This is a genomic window from Bacillus cereus group sp. BfR-BA-01524, assembly GCF_022662595.1.
Classification (GTDB): Bacteria; Bacillota; Bacilli; order Bacillales; family Bacillaceae_G; genus Bacillus_A; species Bacillus_A thuringiensis_S.
In genome coordinates, this window is the sequence record NZ_JAKUDW010000026.1 from 32,611 (window position 1) to 50,892 (window position 18,282).

The following is an 18,282-nucleotide window of genomic DNA, read 5'->3' on the forward strand; positions in this document are numbered from 1 at the left end:
ATTAGGAGGTGTAATACATGATTAAGCAACTAATTTTAAAAGATTTCATCATTCAATGGAAATTTTTAATTTGGTACATACTGTATCCTGTTTTCTTTTATATGGCCTTAACGGATACGGAAAATCTGTTCATAATTATGTCAGTAATTATTACAATTGGGGCAACAGTAAAAACATTTGAAGCAGATAGTAAAAATGAAAGTGAAGTCATAGTAAATAGTTTCCCAATATTGAGAAAACAAATTGTGTATGCAAAATATATAGTAGCAATTATTATTCTTTTTATAAGTGTAACGGTCGGTTGTTTCACGATGGGAATGAAGAGTGGGGTTAACTTATTTGAATTTATTGAAACGAAAATGGTTGCTAGTATTAGCTTTATTTTAGTGTATTTAAGTTTGGTTTTACCGCTATCCTTTTGGCTAGGGTATAAGAAAACTATTTTTATTGCGATTTTTATACTAATAGCACCTATGGCTGTTTCTTCTATTTTCTTTGGAATCAACCTAGAACAAATTCAACTATATAACAGCATGTTATTCGTTAGTTCAATATGCATGTTCATAGCATCTATCTTCGTTTCAGTAAAAATATATGAAAAAAGAGAATTTTAAAAGGTGCCTTAAAAAAGGCACCTTCTTCAATAACGACAATACGAGAGCAGTAGTTTATAAAAAGAAACGCTATTTGGTACATCTTTCGGAGTATGTAATATAAAGCTGAAAACGATGATGAGAATAAGAAATAGGAAAAATAAAAATAGGATTTGCTTATGTATAGAATTTTGCATATTATTCACTCCTTTTTTAGGTAGTATGTCCAAAAGAAAGGAGTGTATGAAAAATTTTAGGAGGGGAGAATGATGGACAAAAGAAAATGGTTATATAGAATAGGGGTACTTTTCGTTTCAATCGGTCTCATATTAGCAAATTTTTATTCAGACATACCATCACCGTTTCCTAATTTGCATAAAGGAATTGGTATAAGTATTGTCATAGTTGGTCTTCTTTGTCTTATTGCATCTAACTTTTATAGAAAATCTGAATGAATACGAAAAAGGACAGTTACTCTTTTTCAGAAGTACTGTCCTTTTTAAATAACTTATTCCATAGCTTGGCGATACTCCATATAATGACGATTGCAATGGAGGCAATAATGGACCAAACGATTGATATAATTTCAAGTGTCATGTTAGGAAGGAATGTGAGAATGGATACTACTTTATGAAACAACCATTCTATTATATGAAAACTTATTTGCAATAGAATGACAATCCCGAGTGTAATCCATGCTAACATTTGCTTCCCTTTTTCTTTCCACATGACATTCACCTCACGTTAGCTTAATAGTTTTAAGCCAACAGCGCCGCATAAAATGCAGCTTAAGAAAGCAAGACGACGCCAATCCGCTGATTCACGGAAAATAAGAATACCAAGAAGTGCACTACCGGCAGTTCCGATTCCAGTCCAAATCGCGTAAGCAGTTCCCATCGGTAACGTGTCCATCGCAAGAGATAAGAAAAAGAAACTTACTGCGAAGTTAGCGATTAAAATAACTTTTGGTGCCCAGCCTTTCTTTTCAGTGGCTACTTTCATAAAGAGTACACCAATAATTTCACAAATACCAGCTAGAATTAAAAATACCCAAGCCATTTTATGCGGCCTCCTTCGCTTCTTTTTCTTCTGTTACTCGTTTTAAACCAATTACTCCGAAGAAGATTAAACCAATTAATAATACTTTTACAATAGAGAAAGGTTCTCCGAAGACGAAAATCTCTGTCAGAACGATTCCGCCAGCCCCAATTCCTGTGAAGACTGCGTATACAGTGCCGACAGGTAAATCTTTATAAGCTCTAAATAATAAGACGAAACTAATTGTAATTAATAGCGCAACACCAGCCCATTCAAGTGGTGCCTCCGCTTTTTTTAGTCCAATCACCCAAAAGATTTCAATAATACCAGCGATGATTACATAAATCCATGCCATATGTCATTTCTCCTTCCTACCAGTCGTTAGGTAAAGGGCTTAAAAACGACGCATTGCAAAGGAGCAATCCGTCAGTTTGAAAGTCCGCGCCAAAATACTTTCCAAGAAGCGTCTAAACGTGTCTCAAAACGATTTAAACCTGCGTATAATAGTTCAACCATAAGACCGTCGAGTAAGCATAGAAAAGCCTCTAAGGCGTCTTTTACTTCAATGTTATGCAACTCATCTTGTTCGCTTGCTCTTTTAAATACAGGGAATAAAAGTTTTCCGACGTTTTCAATGTGTACATTTGCTTTATTAATAATTTGTTCGCGAAATGCATCAGGCGGAAAATAAGAAGTTCGTAACCAAAACATTGATTCTTCACTTTCACCAAAGCGTTTTGCATAGCCTTTTAATAATTTTAAAAGCAATTCTTCAGTGGACGAATTGGAAAAGCTTTCGATATCGCCTGTGAAGCTCTGCAAATCTTTTTGAAGAGCAGATTCTAAGCATATGAAATATAGCTCTTCTTTTCCTTTAAAGTGTGCGTAAATCGATGGTTTTTTAATCCCAACTTCTTGAGCAATATTTGCCAATGAAGTTCCTTCATAGCCGTAGCGTGCGAAATGAGAAAGTGCTACAGCTTTAATGCGGTTTGCTGTCATTTTCATCCCCTACCTACCGTTCGTTAGGTTCATTATATGAGATGAAAAATATAATGTCAATAGGTGAAGAGCTGAAAAAGAGCGTTATAGGTAACGCTCTTTTTAGACAGTCTCTCGCTCAATTAAATGGAATGAAAGTTCTTTTGCACTGCCGACAATTTGCTCGCTTTGGATCTGCTTATGGAATAAAGAAAAAGCATGTGAGCCCATTGCGAGACCGGGATGTTCAATTGTGGAAATTTCTAATGCCTTTGAAATTTCATGATTATCAAATCCAAGGATAGCAAGGTCTTCAGGTACTCGAATACCATGTTTTCGAGCCTCTGTTAATAAACCAGCTGCAACTTGATCGTTCGCTGTAAAAATAGCAGTTGGACGATTTTTCATATTTAAAATACGATGGAGTATTTGTGCTCCGTCCTGCATTGTATAGCATTGGTGGAAAATCCATTCAGGATGCAACGTTTTCCCTTCGTTACGAAGTGTATCGGCGAATGCTTTTTCACGCTCCATGGAATTTACACTTGTTTTTCTCGCTAAACAAATTCCGATTTTTTCATGGCCTTTACTTAGTAAATAGGCAGTACCGAGACGGAAGCCTTCATAATGATCTACGTAGATGGATGAAATGAGGGGATGGTTCATTTTTTCACATGAAATAATAGGGGCAAATTTTGCGAAAGGTTCGATTTGTTCCCAAGAGCTCGTTCTGGAGCAAATAATCATCCCATCAAATTGTTTCATTTTCATCATTTCAAGAACACGAATCTCTTCAAGGTTATCGTAATTTGTTTGGCATAAATTAATATGATACCCAGCTAATAATGCTTCGTTACCGATTCCTTCAATAATGGTACTGAAGTAGGGGAGGTTAATGAAAGGAAGCATAACGCCAATTGTATATGTTTTCCCTCTTATTAAATGGACAGCATTTATATTTTTTGCGTAGTTTAATTCTTCAACAGCATCTAGAACACGCTTACGCTTTTCTTCTTTTACGTAAGGGTGATTATTCAGGACACGAGAAACAGTTGATATCGATACACCAGCAGTTTTAGCAATTTGTTTTATATTGGCCATATGTATCACCTCTTTCCCTTATTATAAAGGGAAAATAATAAGAAAGAAAAAATCTTGACCTGAAAAGCTTTTCACAAACTATGGTATTAATAAGACTTCTTTTTATTCGCGTAACCTTTTCACTTGGGCGTAAGAATGATAGGGGTCTTTTTTGTTTGCAAAAAGTGTTGTCAAAATGTGTGAGAATAACGTGGAAAGTTTTCAAAGGTGGAGTTTAATGACAAAGCGAATATGAAGAGCATATCAACGCTTCGTTCGTTAAGAGAGCGGTATGAAAGGGCGGAAACAAATTGAAAAAAAGAATCATTTGTTTCGTGTTTTCTAGTTTTGTACTTAGTTCGTGTTCGTTTCAGCAAACGATGCAAGAAGAAAAACACTTTGTGGGAACAACAGGAGGAGCTATGGATCGTGTTACGGATCCTATTCCGCTAAAGGAACTTCCAAAATATTTTCCGGTGAAGTTTAAAGTTCCAACGTTTTTACCGTACGACATTACAAGTGATGTGAAGGGTGAAGTAAGAACGCTTGGGAAAAAGAACGCTGTCTTAACGATTAAATATAAACAGCAGGAGCCAGGTCGAAATGAGTATATTGAGTTAAATGTCGCGAACTTTCCTTATAGTTTTCCGGATCTCGTGGAAGAGAAGCGATTTCAAGAACAAATGAAACTGAATAATGGAACGTCTGCTTATTTTAAAAATAAAGATGATTATGAACGTGGTGACGAATTTGCTACGCTTATATGGAAAGAGAAAGGAATTGAATATCAGCTATTGTATCGGAATGTAGAAGAGAACGATAAAGAAACGATTAAGCAGAATTTATTATACATTGCGAACAAGATGAAATGAAAAAACTAGCCGATTTATTCAGCTAGTTTTTTGTATGTTATTATTTCTTTTTAATTTTGCCTGTCCAAGATTTAAATCCACCTTGTAATTGGTAGAAATCTTTGTAGCCTTGTTTTTTTAAGTATTGCGCTGCACGACCTGTACGGAATCCGCTTTGGCAATATAAGTAAACAGGTTGATCTTGACGAAGTTCTTTATGGCGAAGGCGAATTTGTGATAACGGAATGTTACGTGCACCTAAAATGTGCCCTGCGTTATATTCGTCTGTTTCACGAATATCGATAAGCTGTGCTTTACGGTAGCCAGCGCGAAATTCTTCTTCTGTAAGAGTTTTAATTAATTTTTTCTGATAGAAGTACATCCATACAGTGTAGCCGATAAATGCTACGATTACGGCTAATAAAATAATCCAAGTTGTTGACACGATTCTATCGCTCCCTTTTTTCTTATCCTACTTTCAATATTATAATGCCCATATGTATTTATGCAACAGATTCATTTGCATATAAGAAGAAATTTCGTATTCTTTCACAAATTTTGTCGAATTTGGTAGACTAGAGAATGTGAAAAATAATTGGTTATATGAGGTGCAGGATGGGAAAAGAAAAATGGTGTTATATTAACTCTGGTCAATGTTCACCGGCATTTAATATGGCGTTAGATGAATGTTTGTTAAATTGGCAAAGTGAAAAGAAAATGCCACCAACAATTCGTTTTTATGAATGGGAAGTACCAACATTAACAGTTGGATATTTTCAACGTGTTGAGAAAGATATTAATATGGATGTAGTTAACGAAAAGAAATATGGATTCGTTCGTCGTCAAACAGGCGGCAGGGGTGTACTACATGACAAAGAGTTAACGTATAGTGTTATTGTGTCTGAAGATCATCCGAATATGCCAAAAACAGTTACAGAAGCGTATCGTGTTATTTCGCAAGGCTTATTAGATGGTTTTAAGGCATTAGGGTTAGAAGCATATTATGCAGTTCCAAAAACAGAAGCAGATCGTGAAAATTTGAAAAATCCACGTTCAGGTGTATGTTTTGATGCACCATCTTGGTATGAAATTGTAGTGGAAGGAAGAAAAATTGCTGGTAGTGCTCAAACACGTCAAAAAGGTGTTATTTTACAGCATGGATCGATTCCGTTAGAAATTGATTTAGATGAACTATATGATCTATTTTTATTCCCAAATGAACGTGTGAAGGAACGTATGAAGAGTATGTTCTCTTCTAAAGCAGTAGCAATTAATGAATTAACAGACCGTACATTTACGATAGAACAGTTAATTAAAGCGTTTGAAATTGGGTTTGAAAAAGGATTGGATGTAGAACTTGTTCCATATGAATTAACAGAAGAACAGTTACATGAAGTTCAAACGTTAGCGAAAGAAAAGTATGAAAGTAATGAGTGGAATTATAAAAAATAAGAGATGGCAATTGCCACCTCTTATTTTTTTATAGTAAATTAAGTACTTTTTCTACTTTGATTCCTTTATCTTGTAAAGAACGAAGGCGACTTACAACGTCCATAATTTCTTTATCAAATGTAACGCTAATACCTTGGCTTTGTAGTTCTTCTTTTAAGCTTTCAATAGAATCATCTATGTCGATGCCAAGCTCGTAATCTTGACAAACTTCAATTGTCTTTTTCACGAGTTTAACATAATTTTCTTGTAGTTTTGAATTTGTTTCAGTCAAAGCAGGCTGCTTCGGTTTTGCAGGAGCAACCGGTGCTGTCTCTTGCTTTGTAACTGGAGTAGGGACTACTTTTTTCACAGGTGCTGGAGTAGTTAGTTCTACAGCCGCTTCTACGCTTACTGGCTTCGGTGTCGGTACCGGAGTAGGTTTAGGTGCCATAGCAGGTGTTTCCACACGCGTAACAGGCTTAGGAGCAGGTGTAATTGCTTTTGGAGCTTCTACAACTACTTCTTTTTTCGGTGCTGCTTCTACCTGTGTTTCTTCTTGCTCGGCAGCTTCTTTATTTTCTTTACTCCACATAACGCGTTCAATTTCTAGAGAAACATTGTTTTTGTTCATCGCTGTTAATGTAACTTTACCAACTTCAGCGTTTCCAGTGAAATCAACAATTTTATAAATAACACTCTTGTTCCAATCCACGTTTCCGCTCAAAAATAATTCTTCGTTACATTTCGGCGTTAAGCCCTCGATTTTAATTTCTGCGTTTACACCGTTTTCACTATATACCATAATTAGCGAAGCATTTACATCTTCGTCTGCTAACATTAGTTCACGTACCATTTTGCCGGTGCGTACTTGCGTTTTCTTCTTAACTGACATCTAATTTCTCCTCTCAAAAATTCAGTAATAATAAAAAAATCGTATAACGAAAAATAATTGCTCACGAAGATTTATGATACCGATAATAAAAGCATCACGTCAACAATTAACTTTAATTATTTTGCATTTTTCTTATTTTCTTTATGAAATTTTTCAATTTGTAAAATTAGACAGAAGAAAAAACAGCCTTTTGAAGGGCTGTTAAAAATTTGATTTTTTATATAGTAATTTATATAAAATAAAAAATAAGATAGCAATTAAAGCATTTTGCCAAAAGGTTAGATGATAAATGAGATAAGGTTGCTTTTGGAAATAAATATTTAAGAATACAGCGGAACAAAATGGAGTAGCAAATGCGAATCCAAATAGAATTCTTCTTTTCCAATTCATTTTCTGATCAAAGGAGTAACGCTTTAACAAATATAAAATAAATAGTATACCTAGTATAATTATTGAAACAGACAAAGTAGTTCCAGGGATACTAAAAACTGGGGTTAATTGTTCCGCAGTATTTCCAAAAGTTAAAATAAAAAAAGAAACAATTGCATCGATTCCAAACTGTATAACAAGAAGTAAGCTAATAGAAAATCCAATTAAAGAAGTTTTTTCTAACTTTGTTTGGGTTGGTAAAGCTGATATAAGTTCATCGCAATAAGATTGTAAATCATTACCGAAAATGTCGTAAGCACTTTTATTTTCTGCTTGTGCTTCGATAAGATGATCTAATATTTCTAGTAAAAGTTCCTCCATTTGTTGCTGAGGTACGTTTGATATTCGAAGATATACTAACATATCGCCATAAGCAGCTTCGTTTTCGGAAGTTAGAAGCTCACGTTTTTTATTATTCAATTCAACCATGTCTTGGGCATTCATCCTCATCACTCCCCCTGTAATAAGTTATTTACCGTAGTAGAAACCATTCCCCAGCTTTGTTTAAATTCTTCAAGCTGTTCTAATCCTTTATCCGTTACGTGATAATATTTTCGCTTTGGACCAAGTGAGGAGGCTTTTAATGTTCCCTCAATCAATTTTTCTTTTTGCATACGTAACAATAACGGATATATGCTTCCTTCGCTTACGAATGTAAAGCCGTGTTTATTTAATTTTGTGCTCAGTTCATATCCGTACACTTCTTCTTGTGAAATGATGTATAGGATGCAACCTTCTAGTACACCTTTTAACATTTGGCTGTGCATGATTTCACCACCTTTTACTCAGGTAACTTGCGTTGCAAGGTAGTTGTTATCCAAATTATAACATTCAGTAACTTGCAACGCAAGTTACTGAAGTGGAAAACTTTAATGAGTGTTAATTTTTTAACGTTTCTCATACTAACGAGAGGGAGGGAAGCGTATGAAACCATTTATGCCAAAACTCGTTTACTTTGAACCAAAGGCACTTGAATATCCGCTTGGAAAAGAGCTTTATGAGAAGTTTACGAAGATGGGATTAGAAATTCGTGAAACGACATCACATAATCAAATTAGAAATTTACCAGGAGAAAATGATTTGCAAAAGTATCGTAATGCAAAGGCTACACTTGTCGTTGGAGTGAGGAAGACGCTAAAGTTTGATACGTCAAAACCGTCAGCTGAATATGCAATTCCGCTCGCCACAGGGTGTATGGGACATTGTCATTATTGCTATTTGCAAACGACACTTGGGAGTAAGCCTTACGTTCGTGTGTATGTCAATCTTGATGAAATATTTGAGAAGGCAAAGCAATATATGGATGAAAGGGCACCTGAAATAACAAGATTCGAAGCGGCGTGTACATCAGACATTGTTGGGATTGATCATTTAACACATGCATTAAAGCGGACGATTGAATTCATTGGAGAAAGTGAATATGGGCGTTTACGTTTCGTTACGAAATATTCGCATGTTGATCATTTATTAGATGCAAAGCATAATGGGAAAACTCGTTTCAGGTTTAGTATAAATTCACGATATGTAATTAAAAATTTTGAACCAGGGACATCGCCGTTTGAAGAGCGAATTGAGGCGGCTCGTAAAGTAGCAGGTGCAGGTTATCCACTTGGTTTTATAGTTGCACCACTTTATATGCATGAGGGATGGGAAGAAGGATACCGCGAATTATTTGAACGACTGTACAATGCGCTGAAAGATATGTCGATACCAAATTTAACGTTTGAATTGATTCAGCATCGTTTTACGAAACCAGCGAAAAAGGTTATTCAAGAGCGTTATCCAAATACGAAGCTTGAAATGGATGAAGAGAAGCGAAAGTATAAATGGGGACGATATGGAATTGGGAAATATGTATATAAAAAAGATGATGCAGAAGTATTGGAAGAAACGATTCGAGAATATATTCATCACTTTTTTCCTGAAGCAGAAATTCAATATTTTACATGAAAGGAACTTGTATTTGAATGCAGGTTCTTTTCACTTTTGCAGATTTAGGCTCGTTTCCACCTTGTCACGTTATTCTTTCTGGTGTATCATTTTATTGATTGCTTCGTACGGAATAAGCAAAATGAAATTGGATGGAGGAAACCGATGCCTACCCCTAGTATGGAAGATTATATTGAACAAATTTATTTGTTGATTGATGAAAAGGGTTATGCCCGTGTATCTGATATTGCTGAAGCGCTTAGTGTACATCCATCCTCTGTAACAAAAATGGTACAAAAATTAGACAAAGACGAATATCTAATTTATGAAAAATATAGAGGGCTTGTATTAACATCAAAAGGTAAAAAAATCGGGGAACGTCTCGTATATCGACATGAATTGTTAGAACAGTTTATGCGCATTATCGGTGTGGATGAAAGCAAAATTTATAATGATGTAGAAGGAATTGAACATCATTTAAGTTGGGAATCAATTGACCGTATCGGTGATTTAGTACAATACTTTGAACAAGATGAGGTTCGAGTGGAAACACTTCGTGGTGTTCAAAAAGCAAATGAAGAGAAAAGTAATTAAGGGGAACGGATGGCGTTTCCTTTTTTATTTCAATTCGAAAAGGATGGGAGAATTATGAAAGCAATTATTTTTGATTTTGATGGATTAATTGTGGACACAGAAACGATATGGTTTCACTCTTTCAGAGATGCTGTTCGTGAATACGGCGGAGAGCTACCTTTAGAGGAATTTGCGAAATGCATTGGAACAACAGATGAGGTGCTTTTTGCATATTTAAATGATCAATTAAAAGAGAAGTTTAACAAAAGTGTATTAAAAGAAAAAGTGGCAACTTTACATAAAGAGAAAATGAAAATACCAGAAGCTCGTGACGGGGTAAAAGAATATTTAGAAGAAGCGAAAGAAATGGGATTGAAAATCGCACTAGCTTCTAGTTCGTCTAGAGAATGGGTTATTCATTTTTTAGAAGAGCTACAGATTCGAGAATATTTTGAAGTAATTAAAACGAGAGAAGATGTTGAGAAGGTAAAACCAGATCCAGCTCTTTATCGAGTTGCAATAGAAGAATTAGGAATTAAGCCATCTGAAGCTGTTGTATTTGAAGATTCATTAAATGGATTGAGAGCAGCAGTTGCAGCGGGATTAATGTGCGTTGTTGTACCTAATGATGTGACACGGAATTTACCATTTGAAAATCATCATCTTCGAATTGAAAGTATGAGAGAGAAAAGTTTAAAAGAAGTGCTTCAAAGTATAAAAAAAGACCGTATTTCCTAAAAGGAAGCACGGTCTTTCTTTTTGCTTTTTTTGCCTTCAATGACAGTTAAATGAGACTGTTTTCTTTTTCGTTTCAAAGTGGAAGAATCCCCTTTTTTACTTTTGTCATTAGAAGTATTTGACTTAAAGAAAGAATTGCCTAGGGGTGCTACATTTTGTTTCCCATGTTTGCGGTTCGATTGTTTTGCCGCACGCTTATATGAGCTTTGCGAATTTGCAGAACCACTGGAATTTGTAAACATCTTGTATAGCAAATAAAAGATACCGACAACAAGTAACATGTACCCGATATTTCTTAATACACCCATGGGATTTGTAATAACAGATGAAACAAGGCCGAATATTGCCAATCCGATAATAAGCACAAATATAGCGAAAGTAAACGAACGACCATTCATAAGGAACACCTCCTAAAAACATATATTGAAATTAGTATATTAACGATGAGGAAAGGAGTTGAACACCATTTTTAAATAATTATTGTTTGTTCTCTAAACGTAATAATTCTTCAAACGATGCTATTGCTACTTCCACTTGATCATCTGTTGGTTCTTTCGTTGTTAATAATTGTAGCCATAATCCAGGATATCCAAGTACGCGTAATACGGGAATATCTCGTAATCGATTTGTAAATTGCAATACTTCGAAAGAAATACCAAGTACAACTGGAATTAATAAAATTCTGTTTATAACTCGTGCCCAAAGAGGATCTGTAGGGACGAGGAAATAAACGAACATTCCAATAATGACTGTAAATATAATAAAGCTACTGCCGCATCTATAATGGAGACGAGTTTGCTTTTGAACGTTTTCTACAGTCAGAGGAAGGTTATTCTCGTAAGCATTGATTACCTTATGCTCCGCACCGTGATACTGAAATACCCGCTTAATAAGTGGGGTTAAAGAAATAAAGTATATATAGCTCAATAATAGCATGAGCTTAATGACACTTTCGACAATGATTTGCCCAGTATGAGATGGGAAAATCGGTCTCGTTAATTCAGCTAATAGTGCAGGAACTGCTGTGAAGATGACTTTACCGAATATGAAAGATAAAACGCCAACCGCTGCAACTCCTAATACCATCGTTAATTTTGATTGTTCTTCTTTTTTATTTGCAATTTGTTCATCATCTTCTGGGTGGACGTCAAATCGTTCTGAAGCGAAGTTTAAATGCTTTGCTCCATTCGCACTTGCATCCACAATAGCGGCAATCCCTCGTAAAAATGGAATTTTTTTCAGCGTAGATAATACTTTATTACGAACGCGTGGTAATCGATAAAATTCAATCGATTTATCTTTACGACGAACCGCTGTAACAGTATATTCTCTACCGCCAAACATAACTCCTTCTATGACCGCTTGCCCGCCATATATTTGTTTTGACTCTTCTGCCATGTTAACACCAACCTGTATTTGTTTCTCTCTTATGTAGAAAAAGAGGCAATTGTCATACTGGGTTCTGTCGTTTTGAAATAAGACAATCACCGAGTTTCCTTTATTTTATCGGCAAATACAAGTAGATGACAAGGGAAAATGTTATGAGAGTCGGACATTTCTTATTCTTTTTATAGACAAATTTCGCAGGATTTAAACATGCTTCAAAATAGTTTCGGGCATACTATTGAGTGGAGGTGTCGATGTGAGTCAAGAACAATTAGGAACAAGGAATTTTGTGCAGATTGGTTTGTTTGGTGGAATCTTTTGGGGCGGGATATGGTATTTCCTTCATATATTTTCATTTACGGAGGCGGGACCGAATTATTTCCTTTTACCATTTGCGTTTGGAAGTTGGAAAGAAGGTGTATGGGGCAATGTGTCAGGAATAGTGTGTATGGGACTTCTTTCAATTTTGATTGCCTTTTTGTATAAAGCATTTTTTGCGAAGTTTGAAGGGGTTATTCCAGGAATTATTTATGGGCTATTTTGGTGGGCATTGCTGTTTTTTGGGATGGGTTTAATGGCCCCTGTTATTAAAAGTGCGCTCCATTTACCAAAAGAGACAATTGTGACGACAATATGTATTTTTATATTGTATGGTGTGTTTATAGCATATTCTGTTTCTTACGCAGTAAATAGCAATAAAGTAGAACAAGAAGGGCAAGAGAAGACGAACTATTCAAATAAGTAACTCCTATGTTAAAATATTGTATAGATATTTAATATTAAGGAGTTTTAAGAATATGAAAAAGTTACTCCTCGTAAACGGTCCTAACCTAAATCGCCTCGGTGTTCGTGAGGTAAATGTATATGGGAAGGGCACGCTAGCGACACTTGAAGCAGATATGAAGCAAGAAGCAGAAACAATGGGAGTGGAGTTAGAATGTTTCCAATCGAATCATGAAGGTGCCATTATCGACATTATTCATGAAGCGGAAGATATATATGAAGGGATCATTTTAAATCCAGGAGCATTTACGCATTATAGCTATGCGATTCGTGATGCCATTGCGAGCATTTCGATTCCTGTTATTGAAGTACATATTTCTAACATTCATCAGCGTGAATCGTTCCGTCACGAATCTGTGACGGCAGCTGTTTGTGCAGGACAAATTGTTGGATTTGGTTTTTATGGCTATAAGTTAGCGTTATTTGCATTAATGGAGAAATTGAGGGAGGCATAAAGTAATGGAGAAAATTGAAAGATTACGAAGTGCGTTTGATGAGGCTGGCATTGACGGTATTTTGTTAACAAATGAACATAGTCGTAGATATATGGCTAACTTCACAGGAACAGCAGGTGTAGTTCTTATTTCAAAAGATCGTGCTCAATTTATTACAGATTTCCGTTACGTCGAGCAGGCAAGTAAACAAGCGGTTGGATATGAGATTGTACAGCACGCAGGATTGATCATTGATGAAGTGGCAAAGCAAGTGAAAGAGCTTGGAATTCAAAAGCTTGGTTTTGAGCAAGATACTCTTACATATAGTTCTTATTCAGCGCATAAGGAAGCGATTGATGCTGAATTTATCCCGACTTCTGGACTTGTAGAAAAGTTACGCTTGATAAAGACTGATTCAGAGATTAAGATATTAAAGGAAGCTGCACAGATTGCAGATGCTGCCTTTGAGCATATTCTATCATTCATTCGCCCGGGAGTATCTGAAATTGAAGTGTCAAATGAACTTGAATTTTTCATGAGAAAACAAGGAGCAACATCTTCTTCGTTTGATATTATCGTTGCTTCAGGTCTTCGTTCGGCATTACCGCACGGCGTGGCATCTGAAAAAGTGATAGAAACAGGAGATTTCGTTACATTAGACTTCGGCGCTTATTACAAAGGATATTGCTCTGATATTACTCGTACGATTGCAGTCGGTGAACCATCTGATAAATTAAAAGAAATTTATAATATCGTTTTAGAAGCACAACTACGTGGTGTGAACGGTATTAAAGCTGGTTTAACAGGTCGCGAGGCTGATGCGCTAACGCGTGACTACATAACGGAAAAAGGATATGGTGAATACTTTGGGCACTCTACTGGTCATGGAATAGGTCTTGAAATCCATGAAGCACCAGGTTTAGCGTTCCGTTCTGATACAGTACTTGAACCAGGTATGGCTGTAACAGTAGAACCAGGTATTTATATTCCAGGTATTGGCGGCGTACGTATTGAAGATGATATCATTGTGACAAGTGAAGGTAATGAAGTAATTACGAAATCACCAAAAGAACTTATTATTTTGTAATACACAGGAGGATTTTTTTACATGATTTCAGTAAACGATTTTCGTACAGGTTTAACAATTTCAGTGGACAATGCGCTTTGGCAAGTACTTGATTTCCAACACGTAAAGCCAGGTAAGGGTGCTGCATTCGTTCGTTCTAAACTACGTAACATTCGCACAGGTTCTGTTCAAGAGAAAACATTCCGTGCAGGTGAGAAAGTAGAAAAAGCACACATCGAAAACCGTCGTATGCAATACTTATACGCAAGCGGTGAGGCTCACGTATTTATGGATAACGGAACTTATGAGCAAATCGAGCTTGGTGAAAACCAAATCGAGCGCGAGCTTAAATTCCTAAAAGAAAACATGGAAGTAGCAATCATGACTTACCAAGGCGAAGTACTTGGTGTTGAACTTCCGAATACAGTTGAATTAAAAGTGTCAGAAACAGAGCCTGGTATTAAAGGTGATACTGCTTCTAACGTAACAAAACCAGCTACATTAGAAACTGGTCTTGTTGTACAAGTACCAATCTTCATTAACGAAGGCGAAATGCTTATCATCAACACTGGTGAAGGTAAATACGTCTCTCGTGCATAGTAGAAAAGCACTCGTGATAATCACGAGTGCTTTTTTTATAGGAAATAGGGTAGATAGTAAATAGTGGTTATAATAAAACTTACTAAAACAAGTGAAAGAGTAGCCATAATAGATGGAGTCAAAACAATTTGAAATGGTTTTATTTCGCCAGTCTCAACGCCAGTTAATGTTTTACTTATTGCGTGATCTGTAATGTTATTTCTATGGTTACTCATAATAATTAACCACATAATTGCAAATATTGCTAAACTACCAAGGAAAAAGGTCTCTATAAATGACCAACCGACCAACAATGAAAAAAGATAAATAAGAGCTAATTCTACTACAACGGTTAAACTAATTTTCAATGCCTTCATATTTTTCCTCCTCACTCTGTAATTCCAACCAGTTTAAAAAATTTTCACGTGACACGACATGCAGAGAGCAAGATGACTTTACTTCTTTCTCTAGTGCAGCATGTTCGTCTGGAAACTTGTTTTCCACATGCAATGAAATATAAGGTAGTTTTTCTTGTGTTTTTAACGAGCGGATATTATTCGTTTTAGCACCAGCAAATACGTAGGAAAGTTGTAAGTCTAAAAAAGCGATTTTAAAGATTTCTTTTTTAGCAGCCTCGTTATAGCCTTTTCCCCAGTACGGATAGCCGAGCCAACTACCAATGTGAGATTGCTTCTTCTCATTATTAATATGTTTAAGTGTGGTGAGGCCAATTATTTCATTATCTTCATTCACAATCATTCTCGATAATGATTTCTTTTGATGTTCTTCTTCTATTGCGAAAAGAAGAAATGTTTTCGTGTCTTCGATGTTTTCTACCGTTAGCCCTAATGCATTTTTTATATGTGGATCACTTGATAGCTCGAAAATCACATTTGTATAGCATAAATCTAGTGGTAATAAAGTGACGTGCTGTATGGCTTATACCCCTTTTAAACTAAATATACCATAATATACCATAAAATAATATGAATATTCAGATTAAAATGCAGACTTTAGAGAAAAGTTATGTTTTTGCTTCTGAAATAGACAACCTCTGCATATGGTTGTACAAATATATTCTTTTTTAGAATATGAAGTTAGTAACTGTTACGGGAGAAGGTGGAAGAATGAAACAGTGGCTAGCGGCAATGGAAACATCCGTGCTTGTTATGGGAGCACTTCGATTATTTTCAGGTAGTGCGGAGATATTTGCTGCTTTGCTTATGCTTTATGTGAATGATGCGAAGAAAGCGTTGTTTATAAATGGTATGTTAGCGTTTGTTGGACCTACCGTATTAATTTTAACAATGACAATTGGGATAGCGAGTGTAGCAAGTGAAATTTCTTTCTTGAAGCTCTTTTTTCTAGCGCTTGGAATTTGCTGTATTTTTATCGCATTACTGAAATAGTAAGTCGAGTATAGTGGGGAGAAGCCGATGAAAGAGGTATTAGAAGTTTTACCAAAAACGATGAAGTACTTAATTGAAGAATGTAAGCAATACGATGCTTTAGAGGAAATTCGTGTTCGAATTGGAAGACCGCTAGAGTGCATTGCACATGGAAAGGTATTTTTTTATGACTATATCACTACTGCAGAGGATGCTATTTACTTATTGAATAAGTTAAGTCAATTCTCAATTTATACGATGGAAGAGGAATTAAAACGTGGGTATGTGACGCTTCGCGGGGGGCATAGAATCGGGTTAGCGGGAAAAGTCATTACAGAAAAAAGCGCAGTGAAAATGATTCGTGATGTCTCTTCCTTTAATATTCGTATCGCTCGTCAAAAAATAGGAATTGCTGAACCGCTTTTGCCATATTTGTATGAAACAAGATGGTTAAACACGATGGTAATTGGCCCTCCACAAACGGGAAAAACGACACTTTTAAGAGATGTGGCACGCTGCATGAGTCAAGGGGTAAGTGCTTCGGAAATTCCTTCCTGTAAAGTGGGGATTGTTGATGAACGGTCAGAAATTGCTGGCTGTGTGAAAGGAATCCCGCAATATGATTTTGGCACACGAGTCGATGTGTTAGACGCATGTCCAAAGGCTGAAGGAATGATGATGATGATTCGTTCTATGAGTCCTGATATTTTGATCGTAGATGAAATTGGCCGTAAAGAAGATAGTGAAGCAATTATGGAAGCGGTGCATGCAGGTGTTCAGCTTTTTATAAGTGCACACGGATTTTCCTATGAAGATGTTGTAAAGCGGCCATCACTAAAAGCGGTGCTGGAACTTGGCGTGTTTGACAGGTTTGTGGAATTGTCAAAAGCGAGAGGTCCAGGAACGATAATGCAAGTGAAAGATAGAGCTGGAAAACCAGTACTACCTCATAAAAAGGCAGAAGGCGTATGGTGAAAATATTTGGTGCGGTATTAATAGTTGCTGTCAGCACCTTTTTCGGATTTTCATACGCTAAAAGGTACAGTGAGAGACCGCGGCAACTTAGGTTATTAAAGGCGGCATTACAATCATTAGAAGCAGAAATTATGTATGGACACACACCTTTATCTGAAGCGGCCGAGCGATTAGTGAAACAAATGCCGAAGCCATTAAATTGGATATTTCAAAGTTTCGCTAAAAGACTAGAAAGTGGAGAACAAACAGTAAGAGAAGCGTGGATAGATAGTTTGAAAGAGAACTGGAAGTTAACCGCATTTCAACAAACTGAGTATGAAATACTGCAGCAATTTGGTGAAACGCTCGGGCAACATGATCGTGAATCACAACAAAAACATATTCGCTTATGTATTACACATTTGGAGAGAGAAGAAGGAGAAGCGAAAGCATTACAACTGCAATACGAAAAAATGATCAAGAGCTTAGGGGTACTAGCAGGGCTACTTATTGTAATTTTACTGCTATAGGGGGGAGAAAGGCGATGTCCATTGATGTTGGATTAATATTTCAAATCGCCGGAATCGGCATTGTTTTAGCTTTCATTCATACTGTACTAAAAGAATTAAAGCGGGAGGATATTGCAAATTGGGTTATCCTTGTCGGTTTTGTCGTCATTTTATTTCATGTTGCATTTTTAATTAATACGCTATTTGACAAGATTAAAAGTGTCTTTCTCTTCCAGTAAAGGAGGCGGTTCGAATCGAAATTATACAAATTGTCGGATTAGGCCTCGTTGCTACGTTTTTAGCTGCTGTTTTGAATCAGCATAAATCTAGTATTACATCTTTATTTATTGTGTTCGTAGGTAGCGTGATGTTTCTTATTTTAATCGATCAAATTCATTCTATTTTACAAATGATTGAGAGAGTAGCAAGTGAAGCGAAAGTTAGTAACGTCTACGTGGAAACGTTACTAAAGATTATTGGAATTGCTTATATTGCTGAGTTTGGAGCCCAAATTACAAAAGATGCTGGTCAAGGTGCCATCGCTTCGAAAATTGAACTTGCTGGGAAAATCTTAATTCTCGTTATGGCGATTCCTATTTTGACGGTTGTAATTGAAACTATTCTCGGATTTTTACCGACGGGATAAGG

The 18,282-nt window shown here is 36.1% G+C and carries 29 protein-coding genes; 16 read left to right on the forward strand and 13 right to left on the reverse strand.

Features of this window, described 5'->3' with window-relative positions:
- Positions 1 to 17: 17 nt before the first annotated feature.
- Together MR170_RS11685 and MR170_RS11690 are read left to right on the forward strand one after the other, a co-directional pair.
- A complete protein-coding gene (locus tag MR170_RS11685) occupies positions 18 to 614 on the forward strand; it encodes an ABC-2 transporter permease (protein WP_043935937.1) in 597 nt (198 codons plus the stop codon).
- Positions 615 to 859: 245 nt separating this feature from the next.
- Complete coding sequence (locus MR170_RS11690) at positions 860 to 1,048, forward strand: hypothetical protein (RefSeq protein ID WP_242308312.1); 189 nt, start codon at positions 860 to 862, stop codon at positions 1,046 to 1,048.
- Positions 1,049 to 1,064: 16 nt separating this feature from the next.
- Here MR170_RS11690 and MR170_RS11695 read toward each other — a convergent pair whose 3' ends face one another.
- The 5 genes from MR170_RS11695 to MR170_RS11715 form a co-directional block, all read right to left on the reverse strand.
- Positions 1,065 to 1,322 (reverse strand): DUF3975 family protein, encoded by a 258-nt coding sequence (locus MR170_RS11695; RefSeq protein ID WP_016080305.1) that lies wholly within the window; start codon positions 1,320 to 1,322, stop codon positions 1,065 to 1,067.
- 15 nt (positions 1,323 to 1,337) lie between these two features.
- Entirely contained in the window at positions 1,338 to 1,652 is a 315-nt protein-coding gene (locus MR170_RS11700) for a DMT family transporter (RefSeq protein WP_016080306.1), read from the reverse strand.
- 1 nt (position 1,653) lies between these two features.
- The gene (locus tag MR170_RS11705; protein WP_000312344.1) at positions 1,654 to 1,986 is read right to left on the reverse strand and encodes a DMT family transporter; all 333 of its coding nucleotides are present in this window, start codon (positions 1,984 to 1,986) and stop codon (positions 1,654 to 1,656) included.
- A gap of 71 nt (positions 1,987 to 2,057) precedes the next feature.
- Positions 2,058 to 2,639 carry a TetR/AcrR family transcriptional regulator gene (locus tag MR170_RS11710; protein WP_002005730.1) on the reverse strand — a complete coding sequence of 194 codons (582 nt, stop codon included), beginning with the start codon at positions 2,637 to 2,639 and terminating at the stop codon, positions 2,058 to 2,060.
- A 96-nt stretch (positions 2,640 to 2,735) separates the two neighbouring features.
- On the reverse strand, positions 2,736 to 3,713 hold the full coding sequence (locus MR170_RS11715; protein ID WP_050844511.1) for a LacI family DNA-binding transcriptional regulator: 978 nt from the start codon (positions 3,711 to 3,713) through the stop codon (positions 2,736 to 2,738).
- 314 nt (positions 3,714 to 4,027) lie between these two features.
- Between MR170_RS11715 and MR170_RS11720 the strand changes: the two genes are divergently transcribed.
- Entirely contained in the window at positions 4,028 to 4,564 is a 537-nt protein-coding gene (locus MR170_RS11720; RefSeq protein WP_033657529.1) for a hypothetical protein, read from the forward strand.
- A 40-nt stretch (positions 4,565 to 4,604) separates the two neighbouring features.
- Here MR170_RS11720 and MR170_RS11725 read toward each other — a convergent pair whose 3' ends face one another.
- On the reverse strand, positions 4,605 to 4,988 hold the full coding sequence (locus MR170_RS11725) for a rhodanese-like domain-containing protein (RefSeq protein WP_000108654.1): 384 nt from the start codon (positions 4,986 to 4,988) through the stop codon (positions 4,605 to 4,607).
- A gap of 170 nt (positions 4,989 to 5,158) precedes the next feature.
- Between MR170_RS11725 and MR170_RS11730 the strand changes: the two genes are divergently transcribed.
- On the forward strand, positions 5,159 to 5,995 hold the full coding sequence (locus MR170_RS11730) for a lipoate--protein ligase family protein (protein ID WP_000514076.1): 837 nt from the start codon (positions 5,159 to 5,161) through the stop codon (positions 5,993 to 5,995).
- A gap of 28 nt (positions 5,996 to 6,023) precedes the next feature.
- On the opposite strand, the gene MR170_RS11735 is transcribed toward MR170_RS11730, so the two are convergent.
- The 3 genes from MR170_RS11735 to MR170_RS11745 form a co-directional block, all read right to left on the reverse strand.
- Positions 6,024 to 6,866, reverse strand: a complete 843-nt coding sequence (locus MR170_RS11735) for a hypothetical protein (protein ID WP_043935934.1) — start codon at positions 6,864 to 6,866, stop codon at positions 6,024 to 6,026.
- A 201-nt stretch (positions 6,867 to 7,067) separates the two neighbouring features.
- Positions 7,068 to 7,739 (reverse strand): DUF1048 domain-containing protein, encoded by a 672-nt coding sequence (locus MR170_RS11740; protein ID WP_048563837.1) that lies wholly within the window; start codon positions 7,737 to 7,739, stop codon positions 7,068 to 7,070.
- Between the two features lie 5 nt (positions 7,740 to 7,744).
- A complete protein-coding gene (locus MR170_RS11745) occupies positions 7,745 to 8,062 on the reverse strand; it encodes a PadR family transcriptional regulator (RefSeq protein ID WP_000556083.1) in 318 nt (105 codons plus the stop codon).
- 157 nt (positions 8,063 to 8,219) lie between these two features.
- On the opposite strand from MR170_RS11745, the gene splB reads away from it, so the two are divergent.
- From splB to MR170_RS11760, 3 genes are all read left to right on the forward strand, one after another.
- The gene (splB, locus tag MR170_RS11750; RefSeq protein ID WP_242308313.1) at positions 8,220 to 9,245 is read left to right on the forward strand and encodes a spore photoproduct lyase; all 1,026 of its coding nucleotides are present in this window, start codon (positions 8,220 to 8,222) and stop codon (positions 9,243 to 9,245) included.
- Between the two features lie 144 nt (positions 9,246 to 9,389).
- Complete coding sequence (mntR, locus tag MR170_RS11755) at positions 9,390 to 9,818, forward strand: transcriptional regulator MntR (RefSeq protein ID WP_001143080.1); 429 nt, start codon at positions 9,390 to 9,392, stop codon at positions 9,816 to 9,818.
- A gap of 54 nt (positions 9,819 to 9,872) precedes the next feature.
- Positions 9,873 to 10,535, forward strand: a complete 663-nt coding sequence (locus tag MR170_RS11760) for an HAD family hydrolase (protein ID WP_029443288.1) — start codon at positions 9,873 to 9,875, stop codon at positions 10,533 to 10,535.
- Here the strand turns inward: MR170_RS11760 and MR170_RS11765 are convergent.
- Positions 10,532 to 10,933, reverse strand: coding sequence for an SA1362 family protein (locus MR170_RS11765; RefSeq protein WP_016080312.1), 402 nt, complete (start codon positions 10,931 to 10,933; stop codon positions 10,532 to 10,534). The genes MR170_RS11760 and MR170_RS11765 overlap by 4 nt on opposite strands.
- A gap of 79 nt (positions 10,934 to 11,012) precedes the next feature.
- A complete protein-coding gene (locus MR170_RS11770) occupies positions 11,013 to 11,933 on the reverse strand; it encodes a DUF1385 domain-containing protein (protein WP_000807121.1) in 921 nt (306 codons plus the stop codon).
- A 244-nt stretch (positions 11,934 to 12,177) separates the two neighbouring features.
- Between MR170_RS11770 and MR170_RS11775 the strand changes: the two genes are divergently transcribed.
- From MR170_RS11775 to efp, 4 genes are read left to right on the forward strand one after another with little or no spacing between them, the layout of a single operon-like run.
- Complete coding sequence (locus MR170_RS11775; protein ID WP_016080314.1) at positions 12,178 to 12,666, forward strand: YqhR family membrane protein; 489 nt, start codon at positions 12,178 to 12,180, stop codon at positions 12,664 to 12,666.
- Between the two features lie 52 nt (positions 12,667 to 12,718).
- Complete coding sequence (gene aroQ / locus MR170_RS11780) at positions 12,719 to 13,159, forward strand: type II 3-dehydroquinate dehydratase (protein ID WP_000735140.1); 441 nt, start codon at positions 12,719 to 12,721, stop codon at positions 13,157 to 13,159.
- 4 nt (positions 13,160 to 13,163) lie between these two features.
- The gene (gene pepQ / locus MR170_RS11785; RefSeq protein ID WP_000411037.1) at positions 13,164 to 14,225 is read left to right on the forward strand and encodes a Xaa-Pro dipeptidase; all 1,062 of its coding nucleotides are present in this window, start codon (positions 13,164 to 13,166) and stop codon (positions 14,223 to 14,225) included.
- Positions 14,226 to 14,246: 21 nt separating this feature from the next.
- On the forward strand, positions 14,247 to 14,804 hold the full coding sequence (efp, locus tag MR170_RS11790; RefSeq protein ID WP_016080316.1) for an elongation factor P: 558 nt from the start codon (positions 14,247 to 14,249) through the stop codon (positions 14,802 to 14,804).
- 35 nt (positions 14,805 to 14,839) lie between these two features.
- On the opposite strand, the gene MR170_RS11795 is transcribed toward efp, so the two are convergent.
- A complete protein-coding gene (locus MR170_RS11795) occupies positions 14,840 to 15,160 on the reverse strand; it encodes a hypothetical protein (protein WP_029443285.1) in 321 nt (106 codons plus the stop codon).
- The gene (locus tag MR170_RS11800) at positions 15,141 to 15,719 is read right to left on the reverse strand and encodes a GNAT family N-acetyltransferase (protein WP_242308317.1); all 579 of its coding nucleotides are present in this window, start codon (positions 15,717 to 15,719) and stop codon (positions 15,141 to 15,143) included. The genes MR170_RS11795 and MR170_RS11800 overlap by 20 nt, the downstream gene beginning before the upstream one ends.
- Before the next feature lie 191 nt (positions 15,720 to 15,910).
- On the opposite strand from MR170_RS11800, the gene MR170_RS11805 reads away from it, so the two are divergent.
- Genes MR170_RS11805 through spoIIIAD form a run of 5 tightly spaced genes read left to right on the forward strand, consistent with a single transcriptional unit; the run spans position 15,911 to position 18,280 of the window.
- A complete protein-coding gene (locus MR170_RS11805; RefSeq protein WP_000816050.1) occupies positions 15,911 to 16,192 on the forward strand; it encodes a YqhV family protein in 282 nt (93 codons plus the stop codon).
- Positions 16,193 to 16,219: 27 nt separating this feature from the next.
- The gene (gene spoIIIAA, locus MR170_RS11810; RefSeq protein ID WP_242308314.1) at positions 16,220 to 17,146 is read left to right on the forward strand and encodes a stage III sporulation protein AA; all 927 of its coding nucleotides are present in this window, start codon (positions 16,220 to 16,222) and stop codon (positions 17,144 to 17,146) included.
- Positions 17,140 to 17,655 carry a stage III sporulation protein SpoIIIAB gene (spoIIIAB, locus tag MR170_RS11815; RefSeq protein WP_242308315.1) on the forward strand — a complete coding sequence of 172 codons (516 nt, stop codon included), beginning with the start codon at positions 17,140 to 17,142 and terminating at the stop codon, positions 17,653 to 17,655. Before spoIIIAA ends, spoIIIAB begins: the two co-directional genes overlap by 7 nt.
- Positions 17,656 to 17,669: 14 nt before the next feature.
- Positions 17,670 to 17,873 (forward strand): stage III sporulation protein AC, encoded by a 204-nt coding sequence (gene spoIIIAC / locus MR170_RS11820; protein WP_000020914.1) that lies wholly within the window; start codon positions 17,670 to 17,672, stop codon positions 17,871 to 17,873.
- Between the two features lie 23 nt (positions 17,874 to 17,896).
- Positions 17,897 to 18,280 carry a stage III sporulation protein AD gene (gene spoIIIAD, locus MR170_RS11825; protein WP_077393170.1) on the forward strand — a complete coding sequence of 128 codons (384 nt, stop codon included), beginning with the start codon at positions 17,897 to 17,899 and terminating at the stop codon, positions 18,278 to 18,280.
- Positions 18,281 to 18,282 lie beyond the last annotated feature (2 nt).